Source organism: Bacteroides zhangwenhongii (genome assembly GCF_009193325.2).
GTDB lineage: Bacteria > Bacteroidota > Bacteroidia > Bacteroidales > Bacteroidaceae > Bacteroides > Bacteroides zhangwenhongii.
This window is the reverse complement of the sequence record NZ_CP059856.1, coordinates 1,392,426-1,416,211: the sequence shown is the minus strand read 5'-3', so window position 1 is coordinate 1,416,211 and position 23,786 is coordinate 1,392,426. Positions and strand designations below refer to the sequence as shown.

Genomic DNA, 23,786 nt, shown 5'->3' with positions numbered 1-23,786 from the left:
AATGAAAATATATAAATACTTAACACGGATTTCCATTGCAAGCTGTATGCTTTTCGGTGTTTCTATATTTCAGGGATGTATGGAAGACAGCTTGAATGATCCCACTGGAAAGGTTTCGGAAGAAGAGATCGGCAGGGATGGTTTTGCAGCCAATGCTTTTTTCCTGACGCTTTGCGATTATGCGTATCCTATAGCTACCGAGAATATCTATAACACCAATGAATCTTTGATAGGCGACTGCTACGGACGTTATCAGGTTATGGCAACCGATAAATTCAAGAATTCCAATTTTGCGACCTACAATGCACCGGAAGCTTGGCTGAACTATCAATTTGGGGATGACAATGTAATGGTCATGGTGTACGGAGCATGGAACAAAATCAAGAATCTGACTCAGGGGACAGGTGTCAACTTTGCGTGGGCTCAGATTCTAAGAGTAGCGACAATGCAACGCATGGTCGATATGTATGGAGCTCTCCCCTATTCTCAAATCTCAAGTGATAAGCTCTCTACTCCTTATGACACAATGGAGGAAGCATACCGGGCTATGTTTACAGACTTGACCAACGCCATTGATGTAATGACGAACTATGTAAATGAGTATCCCACCAATAAAAGTATGGCGAAATATGACAAAGTATATGACGGTGACTTCAGGAAATGGGTAAAATTCGCCAATTCATTGAAATTGCGTATGGCAATCAGGGTACGTTTCGCTGCGCCGGATTTAGCTGAAGCAATGGCAGTGGAAGCTATTACTCATCCTATCGGGGTTATCCGTTCCAACGAAGATAATGCAACTTCATTGGGAAGCAAAAACCAATTGTACACAGTACTGTGCCAATGGCCCGACCATCGTGTGGCTGCTGATATCGTATCTTATATGAAAGGATACAAGGATCCCCGTATGGAAAAGTATTTTCAGAAACATACCATTGGTGCAGGATATGATAATTACCTGGGTATGCGTGCCGGATTGTCCTATGGAAATGAAAGTACAGGACCTAAATTCTCAACAATCAAAGTGGGTACGATGGACCGCACATTATGGATGAGTGCTGCCGAAACCACTTTCAATATGGCCGAAGCCGCCATGCTTCATTGGAATATCGGAAAAGAGAGCGCCAAAGACCTGTACAATGCTGCCATCAAACTTTCTTTCGAACAATGGGGAGCAGAAGGTGTCGAAGCGTACTTGAATGACAATACATCCGCTCAATCCAATTATACGGACCCATTCAATCAAGGAAGTGTGGCTGCCGTAAGTTCAATTACCATTAAGTGGGAAGATGGAGATGACGAAAGGAGCCTGGAAAGACTTATTACTCAAAAATGGATTGCTTTGTGGCCATTGGGACAAGAAGCATGGAGTGAATACCGGCGTACCGGATATCCTCATTTCTTCCCTTTGATGAACGGAAACGGTTCAAATCTTCCCGTAGCCAATCGTATACCATTCCCTCCGTCGGAATACATTCGCAATACAGTCAATGTGAATGAGGCTGTACAGAAATTGGGTGCGGACAATTACGAAACCAAAGTTTGGTGGCAAAGAAAAGATAAATAATCTTACATGAAGTATAACTTAACGAGAACTGAAATGAAAAAAATATTCTATTTTATAATGCTATTATTCGGGGCCATAGCGGTCAATACCGCTTGTGACGACTGGACGGAAATAGAAACGTTGCATTCGCAATCTATGAGCGGAAGCAGTATGTCAGAAGAATATTATGCGAATTTACGCGCATATAAGAAATCTGATCATTCTGTCACTTTCGGTTGGTATGGAAACTGGACAGGTAAAGGATCCAGTCTGGAGAACTGTCTGGTCGGACTTCCGGACAGTGTCGATTTCATATCAATGTGGGGCGGCTGGAAAAGCCCGACACCCGAAATGTTGGAAGACCTGAGATATGTGCAGGAGAAAAAAGGGACTAAGGCATTAGTCGTATTCCTTGTATTGGAGATGGGAGACCAGATTACTCCGGAAGAATATAACGCGACCCGTGCAGACCGGCATAAATTCTGGGGATGGGTAGATAATGACGAAGAAGCCATCAAAGCCTCAATAGTGAAATTTGCGAATGCCATTTGCGATACCATCGACAAATATAACTATGACGGCTTTGATATGGACTGGGAAATAACTACTGCACAGCCCTTTGAAACAAATCGTGAAATGGGAAGACCGGGACGTATTGACGTATTTCTGGATACCATGTCCAAGCGTGTAGGTCCTAAATCCGGTACAGGAAGATATCTTGTAGTAGATGGTGAGATTTCAAATTTGCCAGCTAAGTATGCCAGCTATTTTGATTATTTCATTACGCAGGCTTATACTTGTACCGGTGAATATACACTTAACAGCCGTTTAAATGATCTTATAAACGAGTATTCATCGGAAGTTCCCGCCGAAGAATTGGCAAGAAAGCTCATAGTGACGGAAGATTTTGAGAAGTATGCACAAATGGGAGGATACGATTTTATAGCTCCCGATGGAACAGAAATGAAATCATTGGAAGGCATGGCCCGTTGGAATCCCGTTGTAAACGGTAAAAAGATACGGAAAGGCGGAGTTGGTACTTATCACATGGAATATGAGTTTTATGTACCCGGTCATGAAGGTACTTATCCGTTTTTACGCAATGCCACTCGAATTATGAACCCTCCTGTAAAATAAACTAAATATCGATAATTATGAAACGAAACAAATATTCAATTATATTGACTGGTATTGTCATATCCCTCATGGGATGTAATGATGCTAAATATGATACGGTTGACAGCATGGTTTATATCAAAGAATCGAAAACGCAAGCCTATATTGCGCAGAAGGTTCCTATCCGAAGTGCTGATTTGCCTGTATATTTCACTCCGTGTGCCGGACAGGCAGTTCCGGAAGATGTAAAGGTTCAGGTTGCCATCAATGAAGCGGTTCTGGAAGCATACAACCAAAGAAACGGTACGGACTATGTATTACTTCCGCAAGAAGGATACGATGTTGAAAACAATACTGTAACAATCAAACAAGGTAAACTAGATGCACAGGGAGTAAAAGTAACTTTCAAGCCGATGACTGAAGAAATGAAGAAATCAGGCAGGAATTATGCACTGCCTGTCAGTATTGCAACCGAAGGAAGTATCAAAACGCTGAAAGGAGCCGATATGATGATATACATCATGGATCCGTTGAAAACCATATCTGTTCCCGTCATCAACAGAAATAACCTTCTGAAGATGCAAATGCGCCAAGATTATGAATTAAAAGAATGGTCGGTAGAATTTAGAATCAGTATTGACAAGCTAGGCAAAGAAATAGGTAAATGGAATAATCAGGCTTTATTTGCCGCATTCGCTCCAGCCGGGAAAACAGGAGAAATCTATACAAGATTCGGTGATACGACTACAGAAGGGAATCGGCTTCAAGCAAAGAACCAGGACAGTCAGATGAATACTAATATGTTATTTAATACAGACACATGGTATCATTTAGCTTTTGTAAACGATGGCACTAAACTTACAATTTATGTAAATGGTGTGAAAGATTCGGAAAAGACCATGAAAGGTATTGTCACTAATTTGGGTAAGAATAAATTTTCCTTTGGTAACCCTGATGATAGACAATATTTAGTGGCAAACGTAAAGGTGAGTGAATTACGATTCTGGACAAAAGCAATTACTCCTACCCAAATTCTAAATAATATGTTTAACGTGAATCCGGAGTCAGATGGCCTGGAAGCATATTGGAGATTGGATGAAGGAGAAGGTAATGAATTCCGTGATTATACCGGACATGGAAATCTTTGTACTTCAGAAAGCGACACTCGTTGGATAAAAAATATTATAGCTGATAACAAGCCTGACAAGGACGTTGAAAATGTAGAATAACTTAAAATATAGATTATGAATCACATAAATTATAGAAAATACAGTCTGATTGCAATTAGCCTAATAAGCCTCTGCCTTTTCAGTGCTTGCGATGAGGACGAATATGAAGAAAAAATCGTAGGAGACGATACCACTCAGAAAGTATATCTGAGTAATGGAATGACACCTATGGACTTTATGGATCTGACTGTACAGTTCAATCCTGCCGCACTTCCTGAAAAAGTGGAATATAAAGTACCGGTAAGAATCACTTCTCCTTTGTCCACAGATATCACAGTGACGTTGGAAATGGGAGATCTGGAAACTGTAAATGCGTACAATGCTAAGAACGGTACGGCTTATGCGCTTCCGTTAGAAGGTACCTATGAGTTTACTAAAGGTTCCGCTACCATAAAGGCAGGAGACTATGTTTCGAAAGACTCCGCTTGTCTCACGCTTACCAATTTTACAGCGATGGATTTGTCCGGTAAATATCTATTCCCGATAAAATTGAAAGAAGTATCGGATGAGCACGTAGCATTGAGTACCAATATGAATAAGATGTATTGTGCACTCATCAATAACTGTATCAACGTAGATCCGGGAGAATCTGAATTGGGAAACGGACAGTATATAGCTGATCGTAAATGGTATATTGATTCTACGCCATTTAGTTACGATTGTGCTTACCTTGTGGACGGAAAAGATGCTAATGATAATACAGATAAATGGCTTGTATCTGGATACGATAAAGATGTTACTTTAGTTTTCAATTTTAAAAAGGAAGTTACATTTAATGGGATATCAATGGGAACTATTAAAGCATACAGTAGCGAAGCAAATGTGAAAAATGTTGATATATATACGAGTGAAAATAGAACTGATTGGGTTTTGGTAGGAAGCAAATTATTCCCAAAACCCGACAGAATCAAAAACAACATAATAAAATTTTACACTCCTATAACGACACAATATCTCAAATTAAACTTCCTTGATTCGTGGAGAATGGAATCTTATGGGGATTATCTGATTGGAATCTCTGAATTCAATCTCATAAAATGGCCTGAATAATACATCTAATAATAAAAAAGCGGAGAATTAATCTCCGCTTTTTTTATTTAGACATTGAATAAATTCTACTTTTGATACAATCTACATATCCTTGATGTTGCTTTCGAGATATATGATATAGGGGTGAGTGACTTTCATTGCTTGTTCTTAGGAAAATAAAAATCTTTCTTTTCTTTCAATTCTTTTAATTGAGCCATTTTTCTATCTCTTAGCTTATTCATAAGCATAACAAGTGGTTTAGAAGGATTTTCTATCACCATTGTTTCCTGCGTGTAAGATGAGGTTCTCATATTTATATCTGTTTATCAATAACAAGAATAATCAAAAAGCTATCTCTTTCTCAACCGGATAGTCCTTCCTTCTTTCTTATAGCTGAAATGATGTGTATGCATCAGCACATTCAGGATCTCATCAGAAGTGCTATCCGTAGAAAACTCACCGGTGAAGCGTTCGGTCTTCAACGTTTCATCTTCATAGATAAATTTAATATCATACAGCTTTTCCATGATATTGGTGATTTCCAATAAGTAATTCTGCTTGAACATCAACTTCCCTTTAATCCATAAAAGAACATCTGTCGGTTGGTTATATTCGATCAGTTCCGCCTGATAAGTATCTGTATCGATATTCAAGGTCTGTCCCGGTTTCAGCACATATCCGTTGCTCTCCGTGCGTGGAGAATCTACTTGGACCTTACCTTGAAGCAAGGTAGTCACTACCCTATTCTCTTCCTCGCGGGCACGTACATTAAATTTTGTGCCCAGTACGCGGGTTTTGATTTGCTTGCTGTTTACAATAAAAGGTGCATATTTGTCATGAGTCACCTCAAAATAGGCTTCACCCGACAAGTCCACCTCACGCTCCGAACTCCAGAAGGAATTGTGATAAACCAATCTGGAAGATGCATTCAGCCACACTTTACTACCATCCGGTAATACCGTTTGCGCCCGCTGGCCTGCAATGGTCAGCACCTCGTAATCCGAAAGTTTGTCGGACAGCAACCCCCAAGTGATTCCACCCGCAACAACAAGCCCGGTGAAGAAAGCGGCAGCCACAGTGGCATAACGCCCCCAACGGACAGACATCCCTTTCCGTTGATTCTTTTCCTCCTTCTCCTTGATTGCCGATTTCAATTTTTTCAATGATGCCTCTGTATCTACAGTATTCATCACCACTACACGGTCGCCTACAAAAAGAGTATAGTAAAGTTGCTCCAGAACTTTCCGGTTTTCCGGTGCTTTCTCGCACCATGCTTCCACCAGTCCTGCTTCCTCGTCACTACATTCACCTCGCAAGTAGGCCAATAAGATTATTTCATCCATGTTCTACTCAATCTTTTTACAATATAAGAATAATACCTTTGTAGTTATACAGTTGGCGATGCAAATATACTAAACAAAGAAAGAAAAAAATTTTTTTCTCGTGTTTTTATTTCTTTATCTCTACTTCTTTGACTATTTTTGTCTTACATTAAAAAAATGATAATGCCGCAACCTCCGATATCTTTCGATATTAACAACAATAAGTCCATCATCACCGCCCTCAGAGCAGGAGACGAAAATGTTTTTGACGCAGTCTACCGCTACTATTTCCGGAGGCTGTGCGCTTTTTGTTCCCAATATGTCTATGAACAGGAGGAGATTGAGGAGATCGTACAAGAAACAATGATGTGGTTGTGGGAAAATCGCAGCAGCCTTTTGCCGGAACTAACATTGAAAACCTTACTTTTCACCATCGTAAAAAACAAGGCTCTCAATCGTCTTTCCCATTTTGAGATCAAACGAAGAGTACATCTGGAAATCATAGAGAAATACGAAGGCGAATTCAATAACCCTGATTTCTATCTGGGCAACGAGCTTTTCCGACTCTACGAAGAAGCATTGAGGCAACTTCCCAAAGAGTGTCGTGAAGCATACGAGATGAATCGTAGCCAGCATCTCACCCATAAAGAGATAGCAGAAAAACTGAATGTCTCCCCCCAGACTGTAAATTACAGGATCGGACAAGCCTTAAAGTTACTCCGAGTGGCTTTAAAAGACTATCTCCCTCTATTCCTGCTCTGTTTCGGACCGGACTTTATGAAAAAATTCTATTAACAGATTTACAATAAGCATGAGTGAACTTTTAGTATATAAGGCTTCCGCCGGTTCGGGTAAAACGTTTACCCTTGCAGTGGAATACATTAAATTATTAATCCTCAATCCGCGTGCCTACCGTCAGATTCTGGCCGTTACCTTTACCAATAAGGCGACGGCTGAAATGAAAGAGCGTATTCTCAGCCAGCTATACGGCATTCAGATAGGTGACAAAGATTCTCAAGCCTATCTCGACCGGATAAAAAAAGAAACCAGAAGGACGGAGCAGGAAATACGGGAAGCGGCGGGAGTCGCTCTCGGCTATATGTTGCACGATTACAGCCGTTTCCGGGTGGAAACCATCGACTCGTTCTTTCAATCCGTCATGCGTAACCTGGCGCGGGAACTGGAACTCAGCCCGAATCTGAATATCGAACTGAACAATACCGAAGTGCTCAGCGATGCGGTAGACAGCATGATTGAGAAACTCGGTCCCACCTCCCCTGTCCTCGCATGGCTGCTGGATTATATCAACGAACGGATTGCCGACGACAAGCGTTGGAATGTATCGGATGAGGTGAAAAGTTTCGGCCGCAATATCTTTGACGAGGGCTATATTGAAAAAGGGGAAGGACTTCGGAAGCGGTTGCGCAATCCGGACACCATCAAGGAATACCGCAAGCAACTGAAAGAACTGGAAACCGAAGTGCTGGAAGAAATGAAAGGTTTCTATGATCATTTTGAGGAGGAATTGGAAGGCCATGCGCTAACCGCCGACGATCTGAAAAACGGTTCACGCGGAATCGGCAGTTATTTCCGTAAACTGAATAATGGTATCTTAGGAAACGATATCCGCAATGCGACTGTGGAGAAGTGTCTGGAAGATGCAAAGAACTGGGCGGCAAAAAGTTCTTCCCGCTATGCGGACATCATCGCTTTGGCAGATTCCAGTCTGATACATATCCTGGAGGATGCGGAAAAGCTCCGTTTAAAAAATAACCTGTTGCTGAACAGTTGCCGACTGTCTCTGCAACATCTCAATAAAGTGCAGCTTCTTGCCAATATCGACGAGGAAGTGCGCCAACTGAACCACGATAACAACCGTTTCTTATTGTCGGACACCAATGCCCTGCTTCATCAATTGGTAAAAGACGGTGATTCTTCTTTTGTATTCGAAAAGATAGGAACCAATATCCGCAACGTGATGATAGACGAGTTTCAGGATACCAGCCGAATGCAATGGGGGAATTTCAAACTGCTTTTGCTCGAAGGGCTTTCGCAAGGAGCGGACAGCTTGATTGTGGGAGATGTCAAACAGTCCATTTACCGTTGGCGGAATGGTGACTGGGGGATTCTGAACAGTCTGAACGACCGCATTGAGCATTTCCCCATCCATGTAAGGACATTGGCTACCAACCGGCGGAGCGAAACCAATATCATCCGTTTCAACAACCGTGTTTTTACTGCCGCCGCCGATTATTTGAACGGGATATACCGCAGTCAGTTGGGCGAAGACTGCAAGGATTTGCAGAAAGCCTACGCTGATGTTGTGCAGGAATCTTCCAAGGAAACGGAAAAGGGTTACGTGAAGGTTTCGTTCCTCGAACCCGATGAGGAACATGACTATACCGAACAGACATTGATCAGCTTAGGTGAAGAGGTGAACCGTCTTCTCTCCTCCGGCGTACGGCTGAATGATATAGCGATTCTCGTGCGGAAGAATAAGAACATTCCCCGCATTGCCGATTACTTTGACAAGGAGCTGCATTATAAGATCGTGTCGGACGAAGCTTTCCGCCTTGACGCCTCGCTCGCTATCTGCATGATGTTGGACGCCTTGCGTTATCTCTCCGACGGAAACAACAAGATAGCGCGTGCCCAACTTGCTGTGGCTTATCAGAACGAAGTGCTGCGGAAAGGGCTGGACTGGAACACGCTCCTACTCCTTCCCGTAGAGAACTATCTTCCTGCCACATTCCTTGAGAAGCTGGAAGAACTGCGGTTAATGCCTCTCTACGAACTTTTGGAGGAACTTTTCAGTATCTTCGAGATGAACCGCATCAGCGATCAGGACGCTTACCTGTTCGCCTTTTTCGATGCAGTGACGGATTATCTGCAAAGTAATTCTTCCGAGCTCGACGGATTCATCCGTTATTGGGACGAAACGTTGTGCGGCAAGACGATTCCAAGCGGTGAGGTGGAGGGTATCCGCATTTTCTCCATACACAAATCCAAAGGACTGGAGTTCCATACGGTACTTCTTCCTTTCTGCGACTGGAAGTTGGAGAACGAGACGAATAGTCAGCTTGTGTGGTGTACCCCGCAGGTGGCTCCGTTCGATGGGCTGGATATCCTTCCCATTAATTATTCCACACAAATGGCGGAATCTATCTACGGGGATGATTACTTGAACGAACGCCTGCAACTTTGGGTGGATAACCTGAATCTACTCTATGTTGCCTTCACCCGTGCAGGAAAGAATCTCATCATCTGGAGCAAGAAAGGCCAAAAAGGTACAATGTCGGAATTATTGGCGAATGTTCTTCCGGTCGTGGCGCTGAAAGAGGATATAGAATGGGACGAAGAGTGTTATGAGCAGGGTGAACTTTGTTCTTCGGAAGAAGAAAAGGCCAAGATTTCGACCAACAAACTTACTCAAAAACCGGAGAAACGTCCCATCCGTATGGAATCCATGCGGCACGACATCGAGTTCCGCCAATCCAACCGTTCTGCGGACTTTATTCAGGGCATTGAGGAGGAAGATTCCGACGATCGTTTTATCAATCGCGGCCGTTTGTTGCATACCTTATTCTCCGCCATTGAGACGGAAGAAGACATCGATTCCGCTATCGACCGCCTTGTCTTTGAAGGGGTTATCCGGGATGATGAAAAAGAGGGAATGGTGCGCGAAGTGGTGCAAAAGGCTTTCTCTTCCCCCGAAATACAGGATTGGTACTCAGGAGAATGGACGTTATTCAGCGAATGTGCCATCATCTACAAGGAGAAAGGTGTGCTGCAAACCCGCCGTCCGGACCGTGTGATGATGAAAGAGAATCAGGTGGTTGTAGTAGACTTTAAGTTTGGCAAGGAGAGTCCTAAATATAACAAGCAGGTGAAAGGATATATGCAGTTACTTTCTAAGATGGGGTACGAAAATATTACCGGTTATCTGTGGTATGTGGATGAGGAGAGGATAGAAAAAGTATAAATACTGAGTAAAATTAAAATATATGGCTAAAATTAAAGTCCAAAATACAGAAGTAACCATCATCGCATACGATGAGAAAGACTATATCTCCCTGACCGACATGGTACGTAATATAGAAAACGGGTTAGCTCTTATTGAAAAATGGTTACGCAATAAGAACACAATAGAGTTTCTTGGAATATGGGAAGAAATGTATAATCCTGAATTTAATTCCCCCGAATTCGAGGGAATTAAAAATGAAGCAGGGTTAAACCGTTTTATCCTTTCCGTAAAACAATGGGTAGAAAAGACTAAATCGAAAGGTATTATCGCCAAAGCAGGTCGTTACGGTGGAACCTATGCACACAAAGATATAGCTTTTGAATTCGCATCTTGGGTATCACCACAATTCAAACTCTATCTGTTAAAAGAGTTCCAACGATTGAAAGAACAGGAACAAGCCCAACTTGGATGGACAGCAAAACGAGAACTTTCTAAGATTAATTACCACATTCATACCGATGCTATTAAGCAAAACCTCATCCCTGCCGAAGTAACAGCCAAACAGGCGAGTATCATTTACTCTGATGAAGCTGATATGTTGAATGTAGCTATGTTTGGTATAACTGCCAAGATGTGGCGTGAACGATATCCTCAGCTCAAAGGAAATATACGTGATTATGCCTCTATTAATGAGCTGATTTGTCTTTCCAATATGGAAAATCTTAATGCCGTATTCATTGAACAAGGTATACCACAAGGTGAACGACTTATAAAACTCAACCAAGTGGCAATTCAACAAATGCGGGTATTAGAAGAGAATGGAAACAGAAAACTATTAAAATAATCAATATACATCCCACAATTATATATTCAATATGCAACCATTTCTCCAACTAGTCGCCCATGACTTATATACGAAAATAGGAAACGACCTGTCGCGCACCGTGCTCGTTTTCCCCAACAAACGCGCTAACCTGTTTTTTAACGAATACCTGGCAGAAGAATCCGACCAACCTATCTGGTCGCCTGCTGCCATGAGTATCAGTGACCTGTTGCAGAAACTATCCGTACAAAAGGCAGGGGATCCGATCCGTTTGGTTTGCGAGCTTTATAAAGTATTCAAAGAAGAGACTGGAAGTCGGGAGACGCTGGACGATTTCTACTTCTGGGGTGAACTGCTGATTAGCGATTTCGACGACGTAGACAAAAATATGGTGGATGCAGACAAACTGTTCAGCAACCTGCAAGACCTGAAGAACCTGATGGACGACTACGAATTCCTCGATGAAGAACAGGAAGAAGCCATCCGGCAATTCTTTCAGAACTTCTCCATCGAACGGCGTACCGAACTCAAGGAAAAATTCATATCCCTCTGGGACAAACTGGGTATTATCTATCATCGTTATCGGGAGAACCTTGCCGAACTGGGCATTGCCTACGAAGGTATGCTCTACCGGAACGTCATCGAACAACTCGATACCGACCGGCTCAAATACGATAAATACGTATTCGTCGGTTTCAACGTACTGAACAAAGTAGAGAAAGAATTCTTCCAAAAGCTGCAAAGAGCCGGGAAAGCCATGTTTTATTGGGATTACGACCTCTTCTATACCCAACGAATCTCCAAGCACGAAGCCGGAGAATTTATCAAACGCAACCTCATCGACTTCCCCAACGAACTGCCGGAAAGTTATTTCGACATCTTCCGGAAGCCGAAAAAGATCCGTTATATCTCCGCTTCCACCGAAAATGCACAAGCCCGCTTCCTGTTCTCCCAGACAGCCCAGATGGGCAGCGAAAAGGAAAATGCCATCGTGCTTTGCAACGAAGCCCTGCTCCTCCCCGTGCTTCACTCCATCCCACAGGATGTGCAAAACGTAAATATCACTATGGGATTCCCATTGGCGCAAACTCCGGTGTACAGCTTCATCAACGCAGCTATGGAATTACAAACCAACGGCTATCGGCCGGATACCGGACGTTTCACCTACGAAGCCGTATCAAAAATATTAAAACACCCCTACACCAGGCAACTATCGGATCATGCCACCCGCCTGGAACGCGAGCTGACAAAGACCAACCGTTTCTATCCGCTCCCGTCGGAACTGAAAAAAGATGACTTCCTGACTATCCTTTTCACTCCGCAAAGCAATATCAGGGAGTTATGCGACTACCTGCTCCGATTAATCAAAAGCATATCCATCCTCTACCGCAAAGAAGGGGAATATGACGATATTTTCAACCAGTTATATCGGGAATCCATCTTCCAGAGTCACCTGAAAATAAACAGATTATACAGTCTGATAGAAAGCGGAGAATTAAGCGTGCGTACCGATACCCTGAAACGTCTTATCACCAAAGTGCTGACCGCTTCCAATATCCCCTTCCACGGAGAACCGGCTATCGGACTGCAAATCATGGGAGTGTTGGAGACACGTAACCTCGATTTCCGCAATCTTATCATGTTGTCGCTCAACGAGGGGCAACTTCCGAAAGCCGGTGGAGAGTCCTCCTTCATCCCCTACAACCTCCGCAAAGCCTTCGGCATGACGACCATCGAACATAAAAACGCAGTATACGCTTACTACTTCTACCGTCTGATTCAACGGGCAGAGAATATCACGCTGCTCTACAACACCTCTTCGGACGGACTGAATCGTGGCGAAGAGTCCCGTTTCATGCTACAACTGCTGGTGGAAGGTCCGCACGAGATCACCCGCGAGTATCTGGAAGCCGGACAATCTCCGCAAAACACGCTGGAGATACAAATAGAAAAAACTCCGGAAATACTGAGACGGCTTTACCGTGCCTACGACACTGCCCAGCCCGAATCCGTCATCCTTTCTCCTTCCGCCCTCAACACTTATCTTGATTGTCGGCTGAGGTTCTATTACCGATACGTTGCCGGACTGAAAACACCGGATGAAGTAAGTGCGGAAATCGATTCCGCCCTGTTCGGAACGATCTTCCACCTCTCCGCCCAACTGGCTTACACTGACCTGACAGCCAACGGAAAAATAATTCAGAGAGAGGACTTGGAACGTCTGCTGCGTGACGAAATAAAGCTGCAAGGTTATGTAGACCAAGCCTTCAAGCAGGAATTGTTCAAAGTCGCACCGGAAGAGAAGCCCGAATACAACGGTGTGCAGCTCATCAATTCCAAAGTAATCGTTTCTTACTTGAAACAGTTGCTTCGTAACGACCTGCAATACACTCCTTTCGAGATGGTCGCTATGGAGAAAAAGGTATCGGAGAAGATAACCATACAGACTACCTTAGGCCCTTTAACGCTCCGTCTCGGCGGAACAATCGACCGCATGGACGCTAAAGAAGGTACATTACGTATCGTAGACTATAAAACAGGAGGAAGCCCGAAGATTCCTGCCAATATCGAGCAACTGTTCACTCCTTCGGAAACGCGTCCCAATTATATCTTCCAAACGTTCCTGTATGCCGCCATCATGAGCCGGAAACAGCCTTTAATGGTAGCCCCCGCCTTGCTTTATATTCATCGTGCCGCCTCAGAAAGCTATTCACCTGTTATCGAAATGGGAGAACCCCGCAAACCGAAAATACCGGTAAATAACTTCGCTTTCTTTGAAGACGAGTTCCGTGAACGCTTGCAAGCCTTGTTGGAGGAAATATTTGATGAGAAAGAACCTTTCACGCAGACAGAGGACATAAAGAAATGTGCATACTGCGATTTTAAGGCAATCTGCAAGAGATAGTTTCACCACAGATTACACGGATTAACACAGATTAAGAAGAGATTAAACGTGAATTGAAGAGGAGGATAAAAACGCAGATTACGCAATTTGCGTTTTTCCTTTTTTAATCTGTGCTAATCCTCTTTTTTAATTTGTGTTAATCCTCTTTTTCCTTTTTAATCTGTGTTAATCCGTGTAATCTGTGGTGCACTCTACAGCAGCGGCACCGAGAAACTGAATGTAGATCCCTCTCCCTTCTTCGAAGTAAACCAGAGTTTGCCTCCATTCTTGACGATGAAATCCTGGCACAGCAGCAATCCCAGTCCCGAACCTTCCTCGTTGTTAGTGCCGAAGGTACTGAAATGCGTATCCGTATGCAGCAGTTTCTTTTGGTTCTCCTCATCGATACCGCAGCCACTATCCTTCACGCTGACGATAGCCATACCGTCCTCCTCAGTCAGTGACACCAGCACTTCCGAGCCCTCATTGCTAAACTTGATTGCATTACTTATCAAGTTGCGGATCACCGTCTTAAGCATATCTATATCCGCACGGACAACCACGGGGACCACAGGCATATCCTGCACAATTTTAATGTTCTTCAGACCGGCCACCATCGTAAAGATCTCACTTACACCCTCTACGACTTCCACCATATTGAACTCCTGATAAACCACCTTCAACTTACCGATCTGACTCTTCGTCCATTTCAGCAAATTATCGAGCAGTGAGAACACATCCTCAGTGGTCTGGTTCGCCATTGTCAGCAACTCATACATCTCCTCACCGATTGTCTCGCTGGGCAGATTCAGAATCAGCATATTCAGCACCATCTTGATAGAACCCATCGGCGAACGCAAGTCGTGCGCAATCACAGAATACAGTTTGTCACGTCCCATGATCGTCTTACGCAATTCCTCCGTCTGCGCCACGATGATCCGTTTGGCGGCAACCAGCGAAATCTGGTGCGTCACACGGATGATCAGCTCCTCCTTATTGAACGGCTTGGAAATAAAGTCGTTACCTCCCACCTGGAATCCCTTCACTATATCCGCCGTGCTATTCAGCGCAGTCAGGAAAATGATAGGAATATCAGACATTCCGGGATCAGCTTTCATCTGCTTCGCCACGTCAAACCCACTGATGTCCGGCATCATGACATCCAACAGCACAAGATCCGGTTTTTCATTCTTCACCTGCGCCAAAGCCTCCGTACCGTTGCTGGCGGTTACAATCTGAAATTTTTCATTGTTCAATAGCACCTTCAATAAAAGTACATTTGAAATGACATCGTCCACAATGAGGACTTTATATTCGGAAGGATTAATTTCCACATTCATAATTATCTCCTTATTTATTCGTTTTAGATCCCTTAAAATACTCAATCATGCGGCTCAGCCCATCTTCCAGTTCGACGGCAGGCTCCCAACCGAGTTTTTTCCTTGCCAGCGTTATATCCGGCTGCCGTTGCTTGGGATCATCGTTCGGCAATGACTTGAACACTATCTTCGAAGAAGAACCCGTCATGGCGATTATCTTTTCCGCCAACTCCAGTATTGAGAACTCATGCGGATTGCCGAGATTCACAGGACCGGTAAAATCGTCCTCCGTCTCCATCATCCTTATCATTCCCTCTATCAGATCGTCGATATATTGGAAACTGCGCGTCTGCTTTCCGTCACCATATATCGTGATATCTTCATTGTTCAAGGCCTGCAAAACGAAGTTTGAGACTACCCTCCCGTCGTTCGGCAGCATACGCGGACCATACGTATTGAATATGCGGATAATCTTCACACGCACATCATTCTGTCGATGATAATCCATAAACAATGTCTCCGCACAGCGTTTCCCCTCATCGTAACAGGAACGGTAACCCACAGGATTTACGTTTCCCCAATAATACTCCGGCTGCGGATGCACAATCGGGTCGCCGTACACCTCGCTCGTAGAAGCCTGCAACACCTTTGCATCCAGTCTCATCGCCAGTCCCAGCATATTGATAGCCCCCATCACCGACGTCTTGGCCGTTTGTATAGGGTCATGCTGATAATGAAGTGGGGACGCGGGACAAGCCAAGTTGTATATTTCATCCACCTCTGCAGAATATGGGTAAGTGACATCATGCCGCACTACTTCAAAATGGTGATTGCCCATCAGATGAGCGATGTTGTCTTTCGACCCCGTAAAAAAATTATCCAGGCATATCACTTCGTGACCGTCGTTTATTAGCCGTGTGCAAAGATGTGAACCAATAAAGCCGGCTCCTCCACTTACCAGAATTCTTTTCATTTTATGTATTCTATTGTTTACTAAAGAGATGCTGTCTCCTCGTTTTGTTTATGGTTACAAATGTAACCTATTTGATTAATATATACAATTTTCAGAAAGGTTATTTTCTAAAAAAGAAAAATTAACAATAGTATACATATCTAATTGCCTGATTACAACACTTTACGCTCCGTTTCCGTCGGGGCAACTTCGTCCGGAATACTGAACTCATGATTGGCAAACAGGTCGGCAAGCCCGGAAATTTGTTTCAAACGCAGCAATTCGTCTCGGTCCATACCGATATTCTTCATAATCCACTGGTCCGACATCCCCGCCTTGTCAAGTTCGGCAACAATGTTGCACATCAATTCGATGTTGTGCATACCTCTCGCACGGTTGTGGCGGATGGTCGAGCTCATACGGTTGGACAGGTCCTTGTCTATCACGACAATCGGAAGCAGCCCGTTCTCGCGTTTGTAAATCCGTTTCGATGTCTTCAGTACCGTATAGCGGTGGTAACCGTCCACCAGGATATAGCGGTCGGCCTCCTTATCATAATAACACACGCAGGGCATCGTAAATCCATCCTCCCAGATAGACAGTTCGAGCAACTTCATTTCAGGCGGAGCCACCACATTCGGGTTATAATCGTTGGCATACACTTTTTCCACAGGCACCGCCTTTACCTCATAAACAGGGCTTTTATCTACACTCATGATACTATGATTCTATATTGTTCCATTATTTGACTTCTTTTGCTCATTTCCTCCTTTGTAGGCGAGAATCCCATGTATTTGCAGGCATGGTCGTTCTTCAGGATGCAGATGCACATCCGCTTGTAGGTAGGTATCTCCTTGAATTCCGGGATGTCGATGTCATCCTGATATTCCATGCGCACGGGTTTCTTCAACGTTTTATAGTTGCTGTTGTCCATCACGACAATCGGCACTTTGGCGTCAATCAGCTTCTGGATGGTCGAATCACTCAGACAGCCGCCTTTCGTCCGCCAGAAATTCACACTTACCGACAGTTTCCGGAGATAATTCTTCCGTGCCCGCTCCGGCAACGTGGACAGAAGGAAATACATGAACTCCCGCCATGTGTATCCTTCGGGAAGTTTCACCGACTGCCATCCCATGGCGTGGGTGCCGCCATACATACCGGTGAAGTTGACTCCGTTCACCCGCCCGACCATCTTGCCCCAAGTGTTGGGATCGAGCACCCGGTAGAGTTGCAGGCTCTCCTGCGCCTCATTGATGAAAGGACTCGCCACGCGCTGGCGTTCCAGATTGACACCCGCCCGATAATACAGATCATACAGCGTGTTATAATCCCATTGGAACTTTCCGTTGGCCGTCCATACGTCCGTCGTCTTCCAGTCATAAATAGGGTACGCGTTGTAAATATCGTTGCCCACTTTTGAAGTCCATTTATACTTATGATACATCTGGAATTTGCGGCTCATGTAGATGCATCTCCAACGGTTGAAACTCTCTTGGGTACGGATTCCGATCAGGCAGCAGGTGCGCACCGCGTCCTTCTTATTATGCAACCATTGCGCAAAACGCATCTGGAACTCGTAATCCCACATTGACGTATTATAAAAAGGGAAATCTTCCTTTGTCATCGCCTTCTTGGGCATGGAGCGTACCCATATATTCTTCTTGCTGTCCTCCCACGGACGCCAGAAAGACTGATACATAGATGTGCAGGTCGACACCCGGAAAGGAATGCACACTCGGTAAACATCCAGAATATCCTTATTGGCCTCCAATATCCGGTCTACATAGTCGATGGTCATCTTATACTGGATCTCGTAATCCATGTGGAAGACTCCCAGACGTATTTTCAAATTATTCTTCCGGATATAATCAATACACATATTCAGCAGTACCCCACTATCCTTACCTCCGGAAAATGATACATATATATTATCAAACTCGCTAAATATTACTTTCAATCGTTCTTGTGCCAGCTCATATACATTTTTAGTGCCTGCAACTTTTTTCCCCATAAGCCTCCTATCTATACATTTTAACGTAACGTGTCCATTTCTTATCCATGGATGTAAAATCGAACTTTTCGAATATTTCTTTGTCTTGTACAAGTGTGATGGAATGAAGCAGCCAGCTCTCAGGGCCGAAATCTTTTATTATAGCAGGCAGCAGATCGGATAAGATCTCTTCCCGCTCCGTATTTTCAGCTCCTATATAATAATTGTTTATTACAGCCTTTTTCTTGCTCTTCTGTTCCACCGGGATAAATCCCCTCACTTCTTTTCCATCGACCGCAATATACCAGACGTAGTCTTCACTCGTCTTGAACGGGTAATTGTTGTTGGCACGTATCACGTCAGGATCCATAACCAGAGGTGCCAGCAGCCGATATAAACGTTTGTCTTTTCCTTTTAATTGTATTATCTGTATCATATCATTCAATAATAGACATACAAAAATAAGGAAAAAATATCAATTTAGTCGTTTCTGTTCCTAAAACATTTATTTTCCATGCTTTTATCTTTAGATTTCTATTTTATTCGTACTATCAGCTCACCATACCCCTTTCATTTTTAAAATAAGTCAGTACGGTAGCGAAACTGAGATATTCCCTTCCGGGAGTGCGCGACCTGCTTCGGAACCGGTAGCGCGCAAAGATAATCTCGCACGCCAGCTCATAATGCACGAACAGATTCAAGCGGTGCTGCAGAAAGTCGAAGAAACGGCTGAAAGAAGCAAAGTACTCCTTTATCTTATCATGAGCGATCACTCTCCGCTTACGACCTGCCTTTTCCGCGCTTTCCATTACTTCCAGCGCATATTCCAATTGCTTGATCTCCTTTTCCGTATGTTGCATTGTACATTTCATTTCCTCTATCTTCTCTTCCTGACGATGATATTTTTCCCTTTTCTGTTGTAAATGTTTTTGTGCTTCTTTTATTATTTTCGACATCCTAATACCTTTATTTTTATTTAAACCGGGCACTACTGTCTGTAAGAGAACAGAAATGCCATATAAAATCTAATACCGAGTGCAAATATAGAGAAGATTGTTTAAATAATTAGATTTTTATTTAAATATTTTCCAACTAATTTCATATTGAAATTACCGACAATAAAAATAACAGTTTATCCCATCATTCGGAGAAAGCATACTTTTGCGCCGTAACAAATGAATAAAGAAACATGAAAATTAAATCCTATGACTGGCTGCTTTGCGGCTGCCATGCGTTGTCCGAAGTGGCAATCGCTTATTTTCCAAACTTTCAGTACAACAGTTCAGCGGTGCGAGCTTTTCGCCGGACGATAACAGAACACCCGGCATTGCCGCAACAACTGACGGAAGCGGGATTTACCCCGCACACCCAGACACTTACTCCCCAACAGATTGCCGCCATCGTGAGATGTTGGGGAACGCCTGCGCTGGTATATGAAATGATTAAAGAAAATCCCTATCTTGCCATCCCCAAAATGAGGAAAAAGATATAATGTATTTTAATACATTCTTTATTTATTATATATATTAGTTGCCGGATGGGGTGCCGGAACGCAAAAAACGTGCGTCCGGATTCCCCTTCCTACAAGGCGTTTGAGAGATTTTCAAGGGGTGCCGCGAGGGGTGCCGCTAAATATGGCCCCAAAAACCCCTCCCGCGTATGGCATTAAAGCCCCTCCGAGCGTGAGCTGAAAACATCACTTTGAACCGGAATGAACCGCAAAATTGCCCGGTTCAAATAACCGGTATACCTTTGAGCCGAATTAATAATATTCAGTTATGAACAAATCAATAGCAGAAATGCTGAAAAAGGGCTACATCCTCTTCCCTAAAGTCTTATTCGAGGAACAAATGAAGATGACTAAAAACGCAACGGGCAGTTTCGAAGCGTTCATCTTGGTATTAACCCATGTCAATTACAGCACTGTGACGTGTCGCGTCAATGGTCAGACCTTCGAATGCCGGAGGGGAGAATCGGTGATCTCCCTCACCCACTGGGCGAAAGTGTTCGGATGGAAACTCAGCCGCACACGCCGGTTCTTCGATAGGATGTACGAAGAAGGGATTATTGAAAGAGTGGTCAATCCGTACATCACGCACATCCGTATCCCCGACTATGACTTGCTGATCGGACAGAGACGCCGTGAGGCGGCACGTGAAGAAACAGGTGGTGTCACCTTCGAGGTTTTCTGGGAGAAATATCACGAGGTAACCCAGAAGCAAAGGGTCAATATCGGCCGTGCCAGACGGGAATGGAAGAAACTTTCTCCCCGTGAACGTAGTATGAGCATACGGCAGATTGACGAGTATTACGATCATCTGACGGATACGAAATACTGTATGCAGGCAAGCACTTATCTGTCGGACAAAGCGTTTCTGGATGAATATGATTATTGAAACGATTCATGGATGACATTGTAAACCCGCAGGACGCCGAGCTCGAGGAAATCGTACTCGGCGCCTGCCTTATAGAGAGCAAGGCGATCACATTGGTTGCCGGAATATTGCGCCCGGAAGTGTTCTACATCGAGAAGAACCGTGAAATCTATGCCGCCCTGCAGAGTATGTACCGTGCCGGGCAGGTCATAGACCTCATGACCGTAAAGGAAGAACTCACACGAAGGGGCAAACTCGACTTCATCGGAGGTCCTTATGCACTGGTAAGCATTACCACACGCGTAGCGTCCAGCGCACATCTGGAGTATCACGCCCGTATCCTGCAACAGAAGTATATCCGCCGTGAAGCGATCTTGGGATTCCATAAACTGCTGGCACAGGCTGCCGACGAGACAACGGACATAGCCGACACGCTGGCGGATGCGCATACCCTTCTCGACCAATTGGAAAAGGAATGCGGGATGTCCGAACATCTCCGCTCCATGCTGCAATTGATGGAGGATACTGTGGAACTGATAGAGACACGTGTCGCCTCGAACAAGAACGGAGTTACCGGCTTGCCGACGGGATTCAACGAACTGAACCGCCTGACGTGCGGCTGGCAACCAGGTGATCTGGTGGTCATCGCCGCCCGTCCGTCAGTGGGAAAGACGGCTTTTGCGCTACATCTGGCACGTGCCGCCGCTTCCGCCGGTTATCACATTGCCGTGTACAGTCTCGAAATGCAAGGGGAACGCTTGGGAGACCGCTGGCTGCTGGCGGCTACGAAAGAGGTTTCTCCCGCCCACTTGCTGAGCGGGGCGCTTACTCCGTCCGAACTCCGGGAGGTCCATGAGGCATCGACGGAGCTGTCGCGCCTACCTATTTACATCGACGATAATCCGTCGGTGAGCATGGATTATGTCCGCACGTCCGCCAAACTGCTGCAAAGTAAGGGGGATTGCGACTGTCTTTTCATCGACTATCTGCAACTCTGCGACATGAAGAGCGACCAGCACAACCGTAACCGCGAACAGGAGGTGGCTCAAGCGAGCCGGAAAGCGAAAATGATAGCTAAGGAGTTGCATATCCCCGTGATACTTCTCAGCCAGTTGAACCGTAACGTGGAGGGACATCCCGACGGTCGTCCCGCTCTGAGCGACCTTCGTGAGAGCGGGGCTATCGAACAGGACGCCGACCTCGTACTGATGCTTTCCCGTCCCAGCCTGTCCGGTCGTGAGACAGACCGTAGGAGCGGTTACCCGACCGAAGGATTGGGAGTAATCGATATTGCCAAACATCGTAACGGACCTACCGGTGAGATATACTTCCGCCACGACAAGAGTATGACGAAGCTGGTGGATTACGAGCCCGACTTGGAATGGATGAAGAAAAATACCACCCGTTAGGTGTCAGCCAGCCGGGCAATCGACTATGCGCAAACGACCGTATCTTTGTGTCTGATCGAGCGGTTGCCTGCATGAAATCAACCGTATTTATCTAACAAATCGACCGCTCCTTTCAAGTGAAAAGAGCGGTCGTATTGTCCGGGAAGTACCGTTGTCTTGTCCGGAAGAAGCAGTCGTTTTGTTCTGAAAATACAGTCAATTGATGTCCGGATGTTCCTGTGCCGGTACATATCCATCCGGTTCTCCCAGATAGCGCGCGATCAGGCGCACTTCCCGTGCGCTGAACATTTTCAGTTTGGGATGAAAATCTCCCGTTGCGAGTTCCTCCATCAGAGGGGTACAGTTGCGCATCCATCGGCGGAGTTTCGCCACAGACACATGATCGCTCAGCTTGGGGAAATACATCTTCGCCAACTCATTCTTATCGTAACATCTCACACGAAATTTTTCTTCTTCCATTTTCTATTGAGTTATTCTTTGGTTAATGCTATAAAGGTACTCTTTTTTATGCAATGAAGCAAATGTTTAGTCAAAAACAATAACCATCGTTCAGTGTCGTTCGGTGTCGTCCACTCCCCCTTTCGGATGTGGTATCTTTGCAGTGTAATCGATTACAGAACAATTAAAAATTATCAATTAAAAAATTAAATTTATGGCACAAAAGTATGTAGTGGTAGAGCGTAAGAATCCGTTGAAACCACAAGAAGCAGCTAAGTTTTATGCAATGGCACGCAGTAACCGCAGAGTGGATACGGACGAGGTAATCAGCCGTGTGTCGGAGCGTTCCTCCTATTCTATCGGTGAACTGAAAGGTTGCATCACGGAGTTTTTGTTGGAAATGAAGAATCAGTTGGCGTTGGGTAATATTGTCCTTCTAGGCGATATGGGCAGTTTCCGTGTAACGATTGCCACTGGCAATGCTACGGAAACGGCTGAGAAATTTAAGGCGGCTACCTGTATCAAGACCTCGCGTGTCCGCTTCCGTCCGGGCAATATGCTGCTGGATATGTGTAAGGCGATGAAGTATACGCTGGTCAAGAAAGGGGAAAGCGATGAAGCGGTTGTTCCCGATCCGGACGAGAAGCCGGATAATGGAAACGGCGGCGGTGGAAATCCGGATGACGGCAATAATGGAGAAGCTCCGGATCCGGCAGAATAAAATCTAGGATGTTTGGTGGTATTAATTTAAAAATTCAAGAATTATGAAAAAGTCTATTTGGAAACAAATTTTACAGATCATTATTACAGTAGCTACTTCAATCGTATCTGCTCTGGGTGTAACGTCTTGTATGGGACATATCTAAACGGCCGGATCGAATGAAAGAGTTGAAAGAGTTCTCGTTGAAGGAGGAATATGTGCCGCGCAGCATTTTGTATATCGTTGTGCATTGCAGTGCTACCCGTGCGAATATTCCCTTCACGGAGGAGCAGTTGCTCCAATGCCATCTGAAACGTGGCTTCAAATGTATCGGGTATCATTTTTATGTGACGAAGGATGGCGTGCTGCACCACACCCGCCCGATGAGTGAGATTGGCGCACACGCGCTCGGATTCAACCTGCACAGTTTATCGATTTGCTATGAAGGTGGACTGGATGAATTGGGTAAGCCGGCGGATACCAGAACCGCTTCGCAAAAAGAAACGCTCCGCCGGGTATTGGGTGAGTTGAAAAGACTGTATCCCGAAGCTAAGATTGTAGGGCATTATCAGTTGAGCGCGAATGTTCATAAAGCGTGCCCATGCTTCGATGCGAGGAAAGAGTATGAGGATTTGCAGAAATATCCGGACAGATAGAACGTTATGCCATCCGTCTGGAACAGAGTGA

General features: G+C 44.6%; 23 protein-coding genes. 14 read left to right on the top strand and 9 right to left on the bottom strand.

What is annotated here, in order from left to right; genetic code table 11:
- Nucleotide 1: 1 nt before the first annotated feature.
- From GD630_RS05695 to GD630_RS05680, 4 genes are read left to right on the top strand one after another with little or no spacing between them, the layout of a single operon-like run.
- Entirely contained in the window at nucleotides 2-1,567 is a 1,566-nt protein-coding gene (locus GD630_RS05695) for a SusD/RagB family nutrient-binding outer membrane lipoprotein (protein WP_143865929.1), read from the top strand.
- A gap of 33 nt (nucleotides 1,568-1,600) precedes the next feature.
- Nucleotides 1,601-2,683, top strand: coding sequence for a glycoside hydrolase family 18 (locus GD630_RS05690; protein ID WP_143865928.1), 1,083 nt, complete (start codon nucleotides 1,601-1,603; stop codon nucleotides 2,681-2,683).
- A gap of 17 nt (nucleotides 2,684-2,700) precedes the next feature.
- The gene (locus GD630_RS05685; RefSeq protein ID WP_143865926.1) at nucleotides 2,701-3,891 is read left to right on the top strand and encodes a DUF1735 and LamG domain-containing protein; all 1,191 of its coding nucleotides are present in this window, start codon (nucleotides 2,701-2,703) and stop codon (nucleotides 3,889-3,891) included.
- A 15-nt stretch (nucleotides 3,892-3,906) separates the two neighbouring features.
- Nucleotides 3,907-4,941, top strand: a complete 1,035-nt coding sequence (locus GD630_RS05680; protein WP_143865924.1) for a BT_3987 domain-containing protein — start codon at nucleotides 3,907-3,909, stop codon at nucleotides 4,939-4,941.
- 134 nt (nucleotides 4,942-5,075) lie between these two features.
- Here the strand turns inward: GD630_RS05680 and GD630_RS05675 are convergent, their stop codons facing one another.
- The gene (locus GD630_RS05675; RefSeq protein WP_153260235.1) at nucleotides 5,076-5,231 is read right to left on the bottom strand and encodes a hypothetical protein; all 156 of its coding nucleotides are present in this window, start codon (nucleotides 5,229-5,231) and stop codon (nucleotides 5,076-5,078) included.
- Nucleotides 5,232-5,270: 39 nt separating this feature from the next.
- Complete coding sequence (locus tag GD630_RS05670) at nucleotides 5,271-6,263, bottom strand: FecR family protein (RefSeq protein ID WP_143865922.1); 993 nt, start codon at nucleotides 6,261-6,263, stop codon at nucleotides 5,271-5,273.
- A gap of 162 nt (nucleotides 6,264-6,425) precedes the next feature.
- On the opposite strand from GD630_RS05670, the gene GD630_RS05665 reads away from it, so the two are divergent.
- From GD630_RS05665 to GD630_RS05650, 4 genes are read left to right on the top strand one after another with little or no spacing between them, the layout of a single operon-like run.
- Nucleotides 6,426-7,037, top strand: coding sequence for an RNA polymerase sigma-70 factor (locus GD630_RS05665; protein WP_143866110.1), 612 nt, complete (start codon nucleotides 6,426-6,428; stop codon nucleotides 7,035-7,037).
- 16 nt (nucleotides 7,038-7,053) lie between these two features.
- Complete coding sequence (locus tag GD630_RS05660; protein ID WP_143865920.1) at nucleotides 7,054-10,224, top strand: UvrD-helicase domain-containing protein; 3,171 nt, start codon at nucleotides 7,054-7,056, stop codon at nucleotides 10,222-10,224.
- Nucleotides 10,225-10,246: 22 nt separating this feature from the next.
- Nucleotides 10,247-11,050: a KilA-N domain-containing protein gene (locus GD630_RS05655; RefSeq protein WP_143865918.1), complete on the top strand. Its 804-nt coding sequence runs from the start codon at nucleotides 10,247-10,249 to the stop codon at nucleotides 11,048-11,050.
- Nucleotides 11,051-11,081: 31 nt separating this feature from the next.
- Nucleotides 11,082-13,934 (top strand): PD-(D/E)XK nuclease family protein, encoded by a 2,853-nt coding sequence (locus GD630_RS05650; protein WP_143865916.1) that lies wholly within the window; start codon nucleotides 11,082-11,084, stop codon nucleotides 13,932-13,934.
- A 191-nt stretch (nucleotides 13,935-14,125) separates the two neighbouring features.
- Here GD630_RS05650 and GD630_RS05645 read toward each other — a convergent pair whose 3' ends face one another.
- The 6 genes from GD630_RS05645 to GD630_RS05620 form a co-directional block, all read right to left on the bottom strand.
- Entirely contained in the window at nucleotides 14,126-15,253 is a 1,128-nt protein-coding gene (locus GD630_RS05645; RefSeq protein ID WP_152276060.1) for a hybrid sensor histidine kinase/response regulator, read from the bottom strand.
- Nucleotides 15,254-15,263: 10 nt separating this feature from the next.
- Entirely contained in the window at nucleotides 15,264-16,205 is a 942-nt protein-coding gene (locus tag GD630_RS05640; RefSeq protein ID WP_143869288.1) for a UDP-glucuronic acid decarboxylase family protein, read from the bottom strand.
- 152 nt (nucleotides 16,206-16,357) lie between these two features.
- A complete protein-coding gene (locus GD630_RS05635; RefSeq protein ID WP_007753026.1) occupies nucleotides 16,358-16,900 on the bottom strand; it encodes an IbrB-like domain-containing protein in 543 nt (180 codons plus the stop codon).
- Nucleotides 16,897-18,198 (bottom strand): DUF3440 domain-containing protein, encoded by a 1,302-nt coding sequence (locus GD630_RS05630; protein ID WP_143869286.1) that lies wholly within the window; start codon nucleotides 18,196-18,198, stop codon nucleotides 16,897-16,899. The genes GD630_RS05635 and GD630_RS05630 overlap by 4 nt, the downstream gene beginning before the upstream one ends.
- Before the next feature lie 7 nt (nucleotides 18,199-18,205).
- A complete protein-coding gene (locus GD630_RS05625; RefSeq protein WP_143869284.1) occupies nucleotides 18,206-18,613 on the bottom strand; it encodes a hypothetical protein in 408 nt (135 codons plus the stop codon).
- A 115-nt stretch (nucleotides 18,614-18,728) separates the two neighbouring features.
- The gene (locus GD630_RS05620) at nucleotides 18,729-19,133 is read right to left on the bottom strand and encodes a hypothetical protein (RefSeq protein ID WP_143869282.1); all 405 of its coding nucleotides are present in this window, start codon (nucleotides 19,131-19,133) and stop codon (nucleotides 18,729-18,731) included.
- 233 nt (nucleotides 19,134-19,366) lie between these two features.
- Between GD630_RS05620 and GD630_RS05615 the strand changes: the two genes are divergently transcribed.
- From GD630_RS05615 to dnaB, 3 genes are all read left to right on the top strand, one after another.
- Nucleotides 19,367-19,669, top strand: a complete 303-nt coding sequence (locus GD630_RS05615; protein WP_007753036.1) for a DUF4248 domain-containing protein — start codon at nucleotides 19,367-19,369, stop codon at nucleotides 19,667-19,669.
- Nucleotides 19,670-19,955: 286 nt separating this feature from the next.
- Nucleotides 19,956-20,573 carry a hypothetical protein gene (locus GD630_RS05610; RefSeq protein WP_007753038.1) on the top strand — a complete coding sequence of 206 codons (618 nt, stop codon included), beginning with the start codon at nucleotides 19,956-19,958 and terminating at the stop codon, nucleotides 20,571-20,573.
- An 8-nt stretch (nucleotides 20,574-20,581) separates the two neighbouring features.
- Nucleotides 20,582-21,961, top strand: coding sequence for a replicative DNA helicase (gene dnaB / locus GD630_RS05605; RefSeq protein WP_143869280.1), 1,380 nt, complete (start codon nucleotides 20,582-20,584; stop codon nucleotides 21,959-21,961).
- Nucleotides 21,962-22,156: 195 nt separating this feature from the next.
- Here dnaB and GD630_RS05600 read toward each other — a convergent pair whose 3' ends face one another.
- Nucleotides 22,157-22,420 carry a DUF4248 domain-containing protein gene (locus GD630_RS05600; protein WP_007760017.1) on the bottom strand — a complete coding sequence of 88 codons (264 nt, stop codon included), beginning with the start codon at nucleotides 22,418-22,420 and terminating at the stop codon, nucleotides 22,157-22,159.
- 193 nt (nucleotides 22,421-22,613) lie between these two features.
- Here GD630_RS05600 and GD630_RS05595 point away from each other — a divergent pair, with 193 nt between their 5' ends.
- From GD630_RS05595 to GD630_RS05585, 3 genes are read left to right on the top strand one after another with little or no spacing between them, the layout of a single operon-like run.
- Nucleotides 22,614-23,120, top strand: a complete 507-nt coding sequence (locus GD630_RS05595; RefSeq protein WP_143869278.1) for an HU family DNA-binding protein — start codon at nucleotides 22,614-22,616, stop codon at nucleotides 23,118-23,120.
- Nucleotides 23,121-23,163: 43 nt separating this feature from the next.
- Entirely contained in the window at nucleotides 23,164-23,265 is a 102-nt protein-coding gene (locus GD630_RS05590) for a smalltalk protein (RefSeq protein WP_007760013.1), read from the top strand.
- A 13-nt stretch (nucleotides 23,266-23,278) separates the two neighbouring features.
- Nucleotides 23,279-23,755 (top strand): N-acetylmuramoyl-L-alanine amidase, encoded by a 477-nt coding sequence (locus GD630_RS05585; RefSeq protein ID WP_143869276.1) that lies wholly within the window; start codon nucleotides 23,279-23,281, stop codon nucleotides 23,753-23,755.
- Nucleotides 23,756-23,786 lie beyond the last annotated feature (31 nt).

Bases quoted from the DNA above. Each gene is read 5' to 3' on its own strand.
- GD630_RS05625 (WP_143869284.1), bottom strand. From the start codon at position 18,613: ATGATACAGATAATACAATTAAAAGGAAAAGACAAACGTTTATATCGG.
- GD630_RS05630 (WP_143869286.1), bottom strand. From the start codon at position 18,198: ATGGGGAAAAAAGTTGCAGGCACTAAAAATGTATATGAGCTGGCACAA.
- GD630_RS05610 (WP_007753038.1), top strand. From the start codon at position 19,956: ATGAACAAATCAATAGCAGAAATGCTGAAAAAGGGCTACATCCTCTTC.
- GD630_RS05660 (WP_143865920.1), top strand. From the start codon at position 7,054: ATGAGTGAACTTTTAGTATATAAGGCTTCCGCCGGTTCGGGTAAAACG.
- GD630_RS05650 (WP_143865916.1), top strand. From the start codon at position 11,082: ATGCAACCATTTCTCCAACTAGTCGCCCATGACTTATATACGAAAATA.
- GD630_RS05635 (WP_007753026.1), bottom strand. From the start codon at position 16,900: ATGAGTGTAGATAAAAGCCCTGTTTATGAGGTAAAGGCGGTGCCTGTG.
- dnaB (WP_143869280.1), top strand. From the start codon at position 20,582: ATGGATGACATTGTAAACCCGCAGGACGCCGAGCTCGAGGAAATCGTA.
- GD630_RS05695 (WP_143865929.1), top strand. From the start codon at position 2: ATGAAAATATATAAATACTTAACACGGATTTCCATTGCAAGCTGTATG.
- GD630_RS05655 (WP_143865918.1), top strand. From the start codon at position 10,247: ATGGCTAAAATTAAAGTCCAAAATACAGAAGTAACCATCATCGCATAC.
- GD630_RS05645 (WP_152276060.1), bottom strand. From the start codon at position 15,253: ATGAATGTGGAAATTAATCCTTCCGAATATAAAGTCCTCATTGTGGAC.
- GD630_RS05690 (WP_143865928.1), top strand. From the start codon at position 1,601: ATGAAAAAAATATTCTATTTTATAATGCTATTATTCGGGGCCATAGCG.
- GD630_RS05595 (WP_143869278.1), top strand. From the start codon at position 22,614: ATGGCACAAAAGTATGTAGTGGTAGAGCGTAAGAATCCGTTGAAACCA.
- GD630_RS05675 (WP_153260235.1), bottom strand. From the start codon at position 5,231: ATGAGAACCTCATCTTACACGCAGGAAACAATGGTGATAGAAAATCCT.
- GD630_RS05620 (WP_143869282.1), bottom strand. From the start codon at position 19,133: ATGTCGAAAATAATAAAAGAAGCACAAAAACATTTACAACAGAAAAGG.
- GD630_RS05640 (WP_143869288.1), bottom strand. From the start codon at position 16,205: ATGAAAAGAATTCTGGTAAGTGGAGGAGCCGGCTTTATTGGTTCACAT.
- GD630_RS05615 (WP_007753036.1), top strand. From the start codon at position 19,367: ATGAAAATTAAATCCTATGACTGGCTGCTTTGCGGCTGCCATGCGTTG.
- GD630_RS05670 (WP_143865922.1), bottom strand. From the start codon at position 6,263: ATGGATGAAATAATCTTATTGGCCTACTTGCGAGGTGAATGTAGTGAC.
- GD630_RS05590 (WP_007760013.1), top strand. From the start codon at position 23,164: ATGAAAAAGTCTATTTGGAAACAAATTTTACAGATCATTATTACAGTA.
- GD630_RS05680 (WP_143865924.1), top strand. From the start codon at position 3,907: ATGAATCACATAAATTATAGAAAATACAGTCTGATTGCAATTAGCCTA.
- GD630_RS05600 (WP_007760017.1), bottom strand. From the start codon at position 22,420: ATGGAAGAAGAAAAATTTCGTGTGAGATGTTACGATAAGAATGAGTTG.
- GD630_RS05665 (WP_143866110.1), top strand. From the start codon at position 6,426: ATGCCGCAACCTCCGATATCTTTCGATATTAACAACAATAAGTCCATC.
- GD630_RS05685 (WP_143865926.1), top strand. From the start codon at position 2,701: ATGAAACGAAACAAATATTCAATTATATTGACTGGTATTGTCATATCC.
- GD630_RS05585 (WP_143869276.1), top strand. From the start codon at position 23,279: ATGAAAGAGTTGAAAGAGTTCTCGTTGAAGGAGGAATATGTGCCGCGC.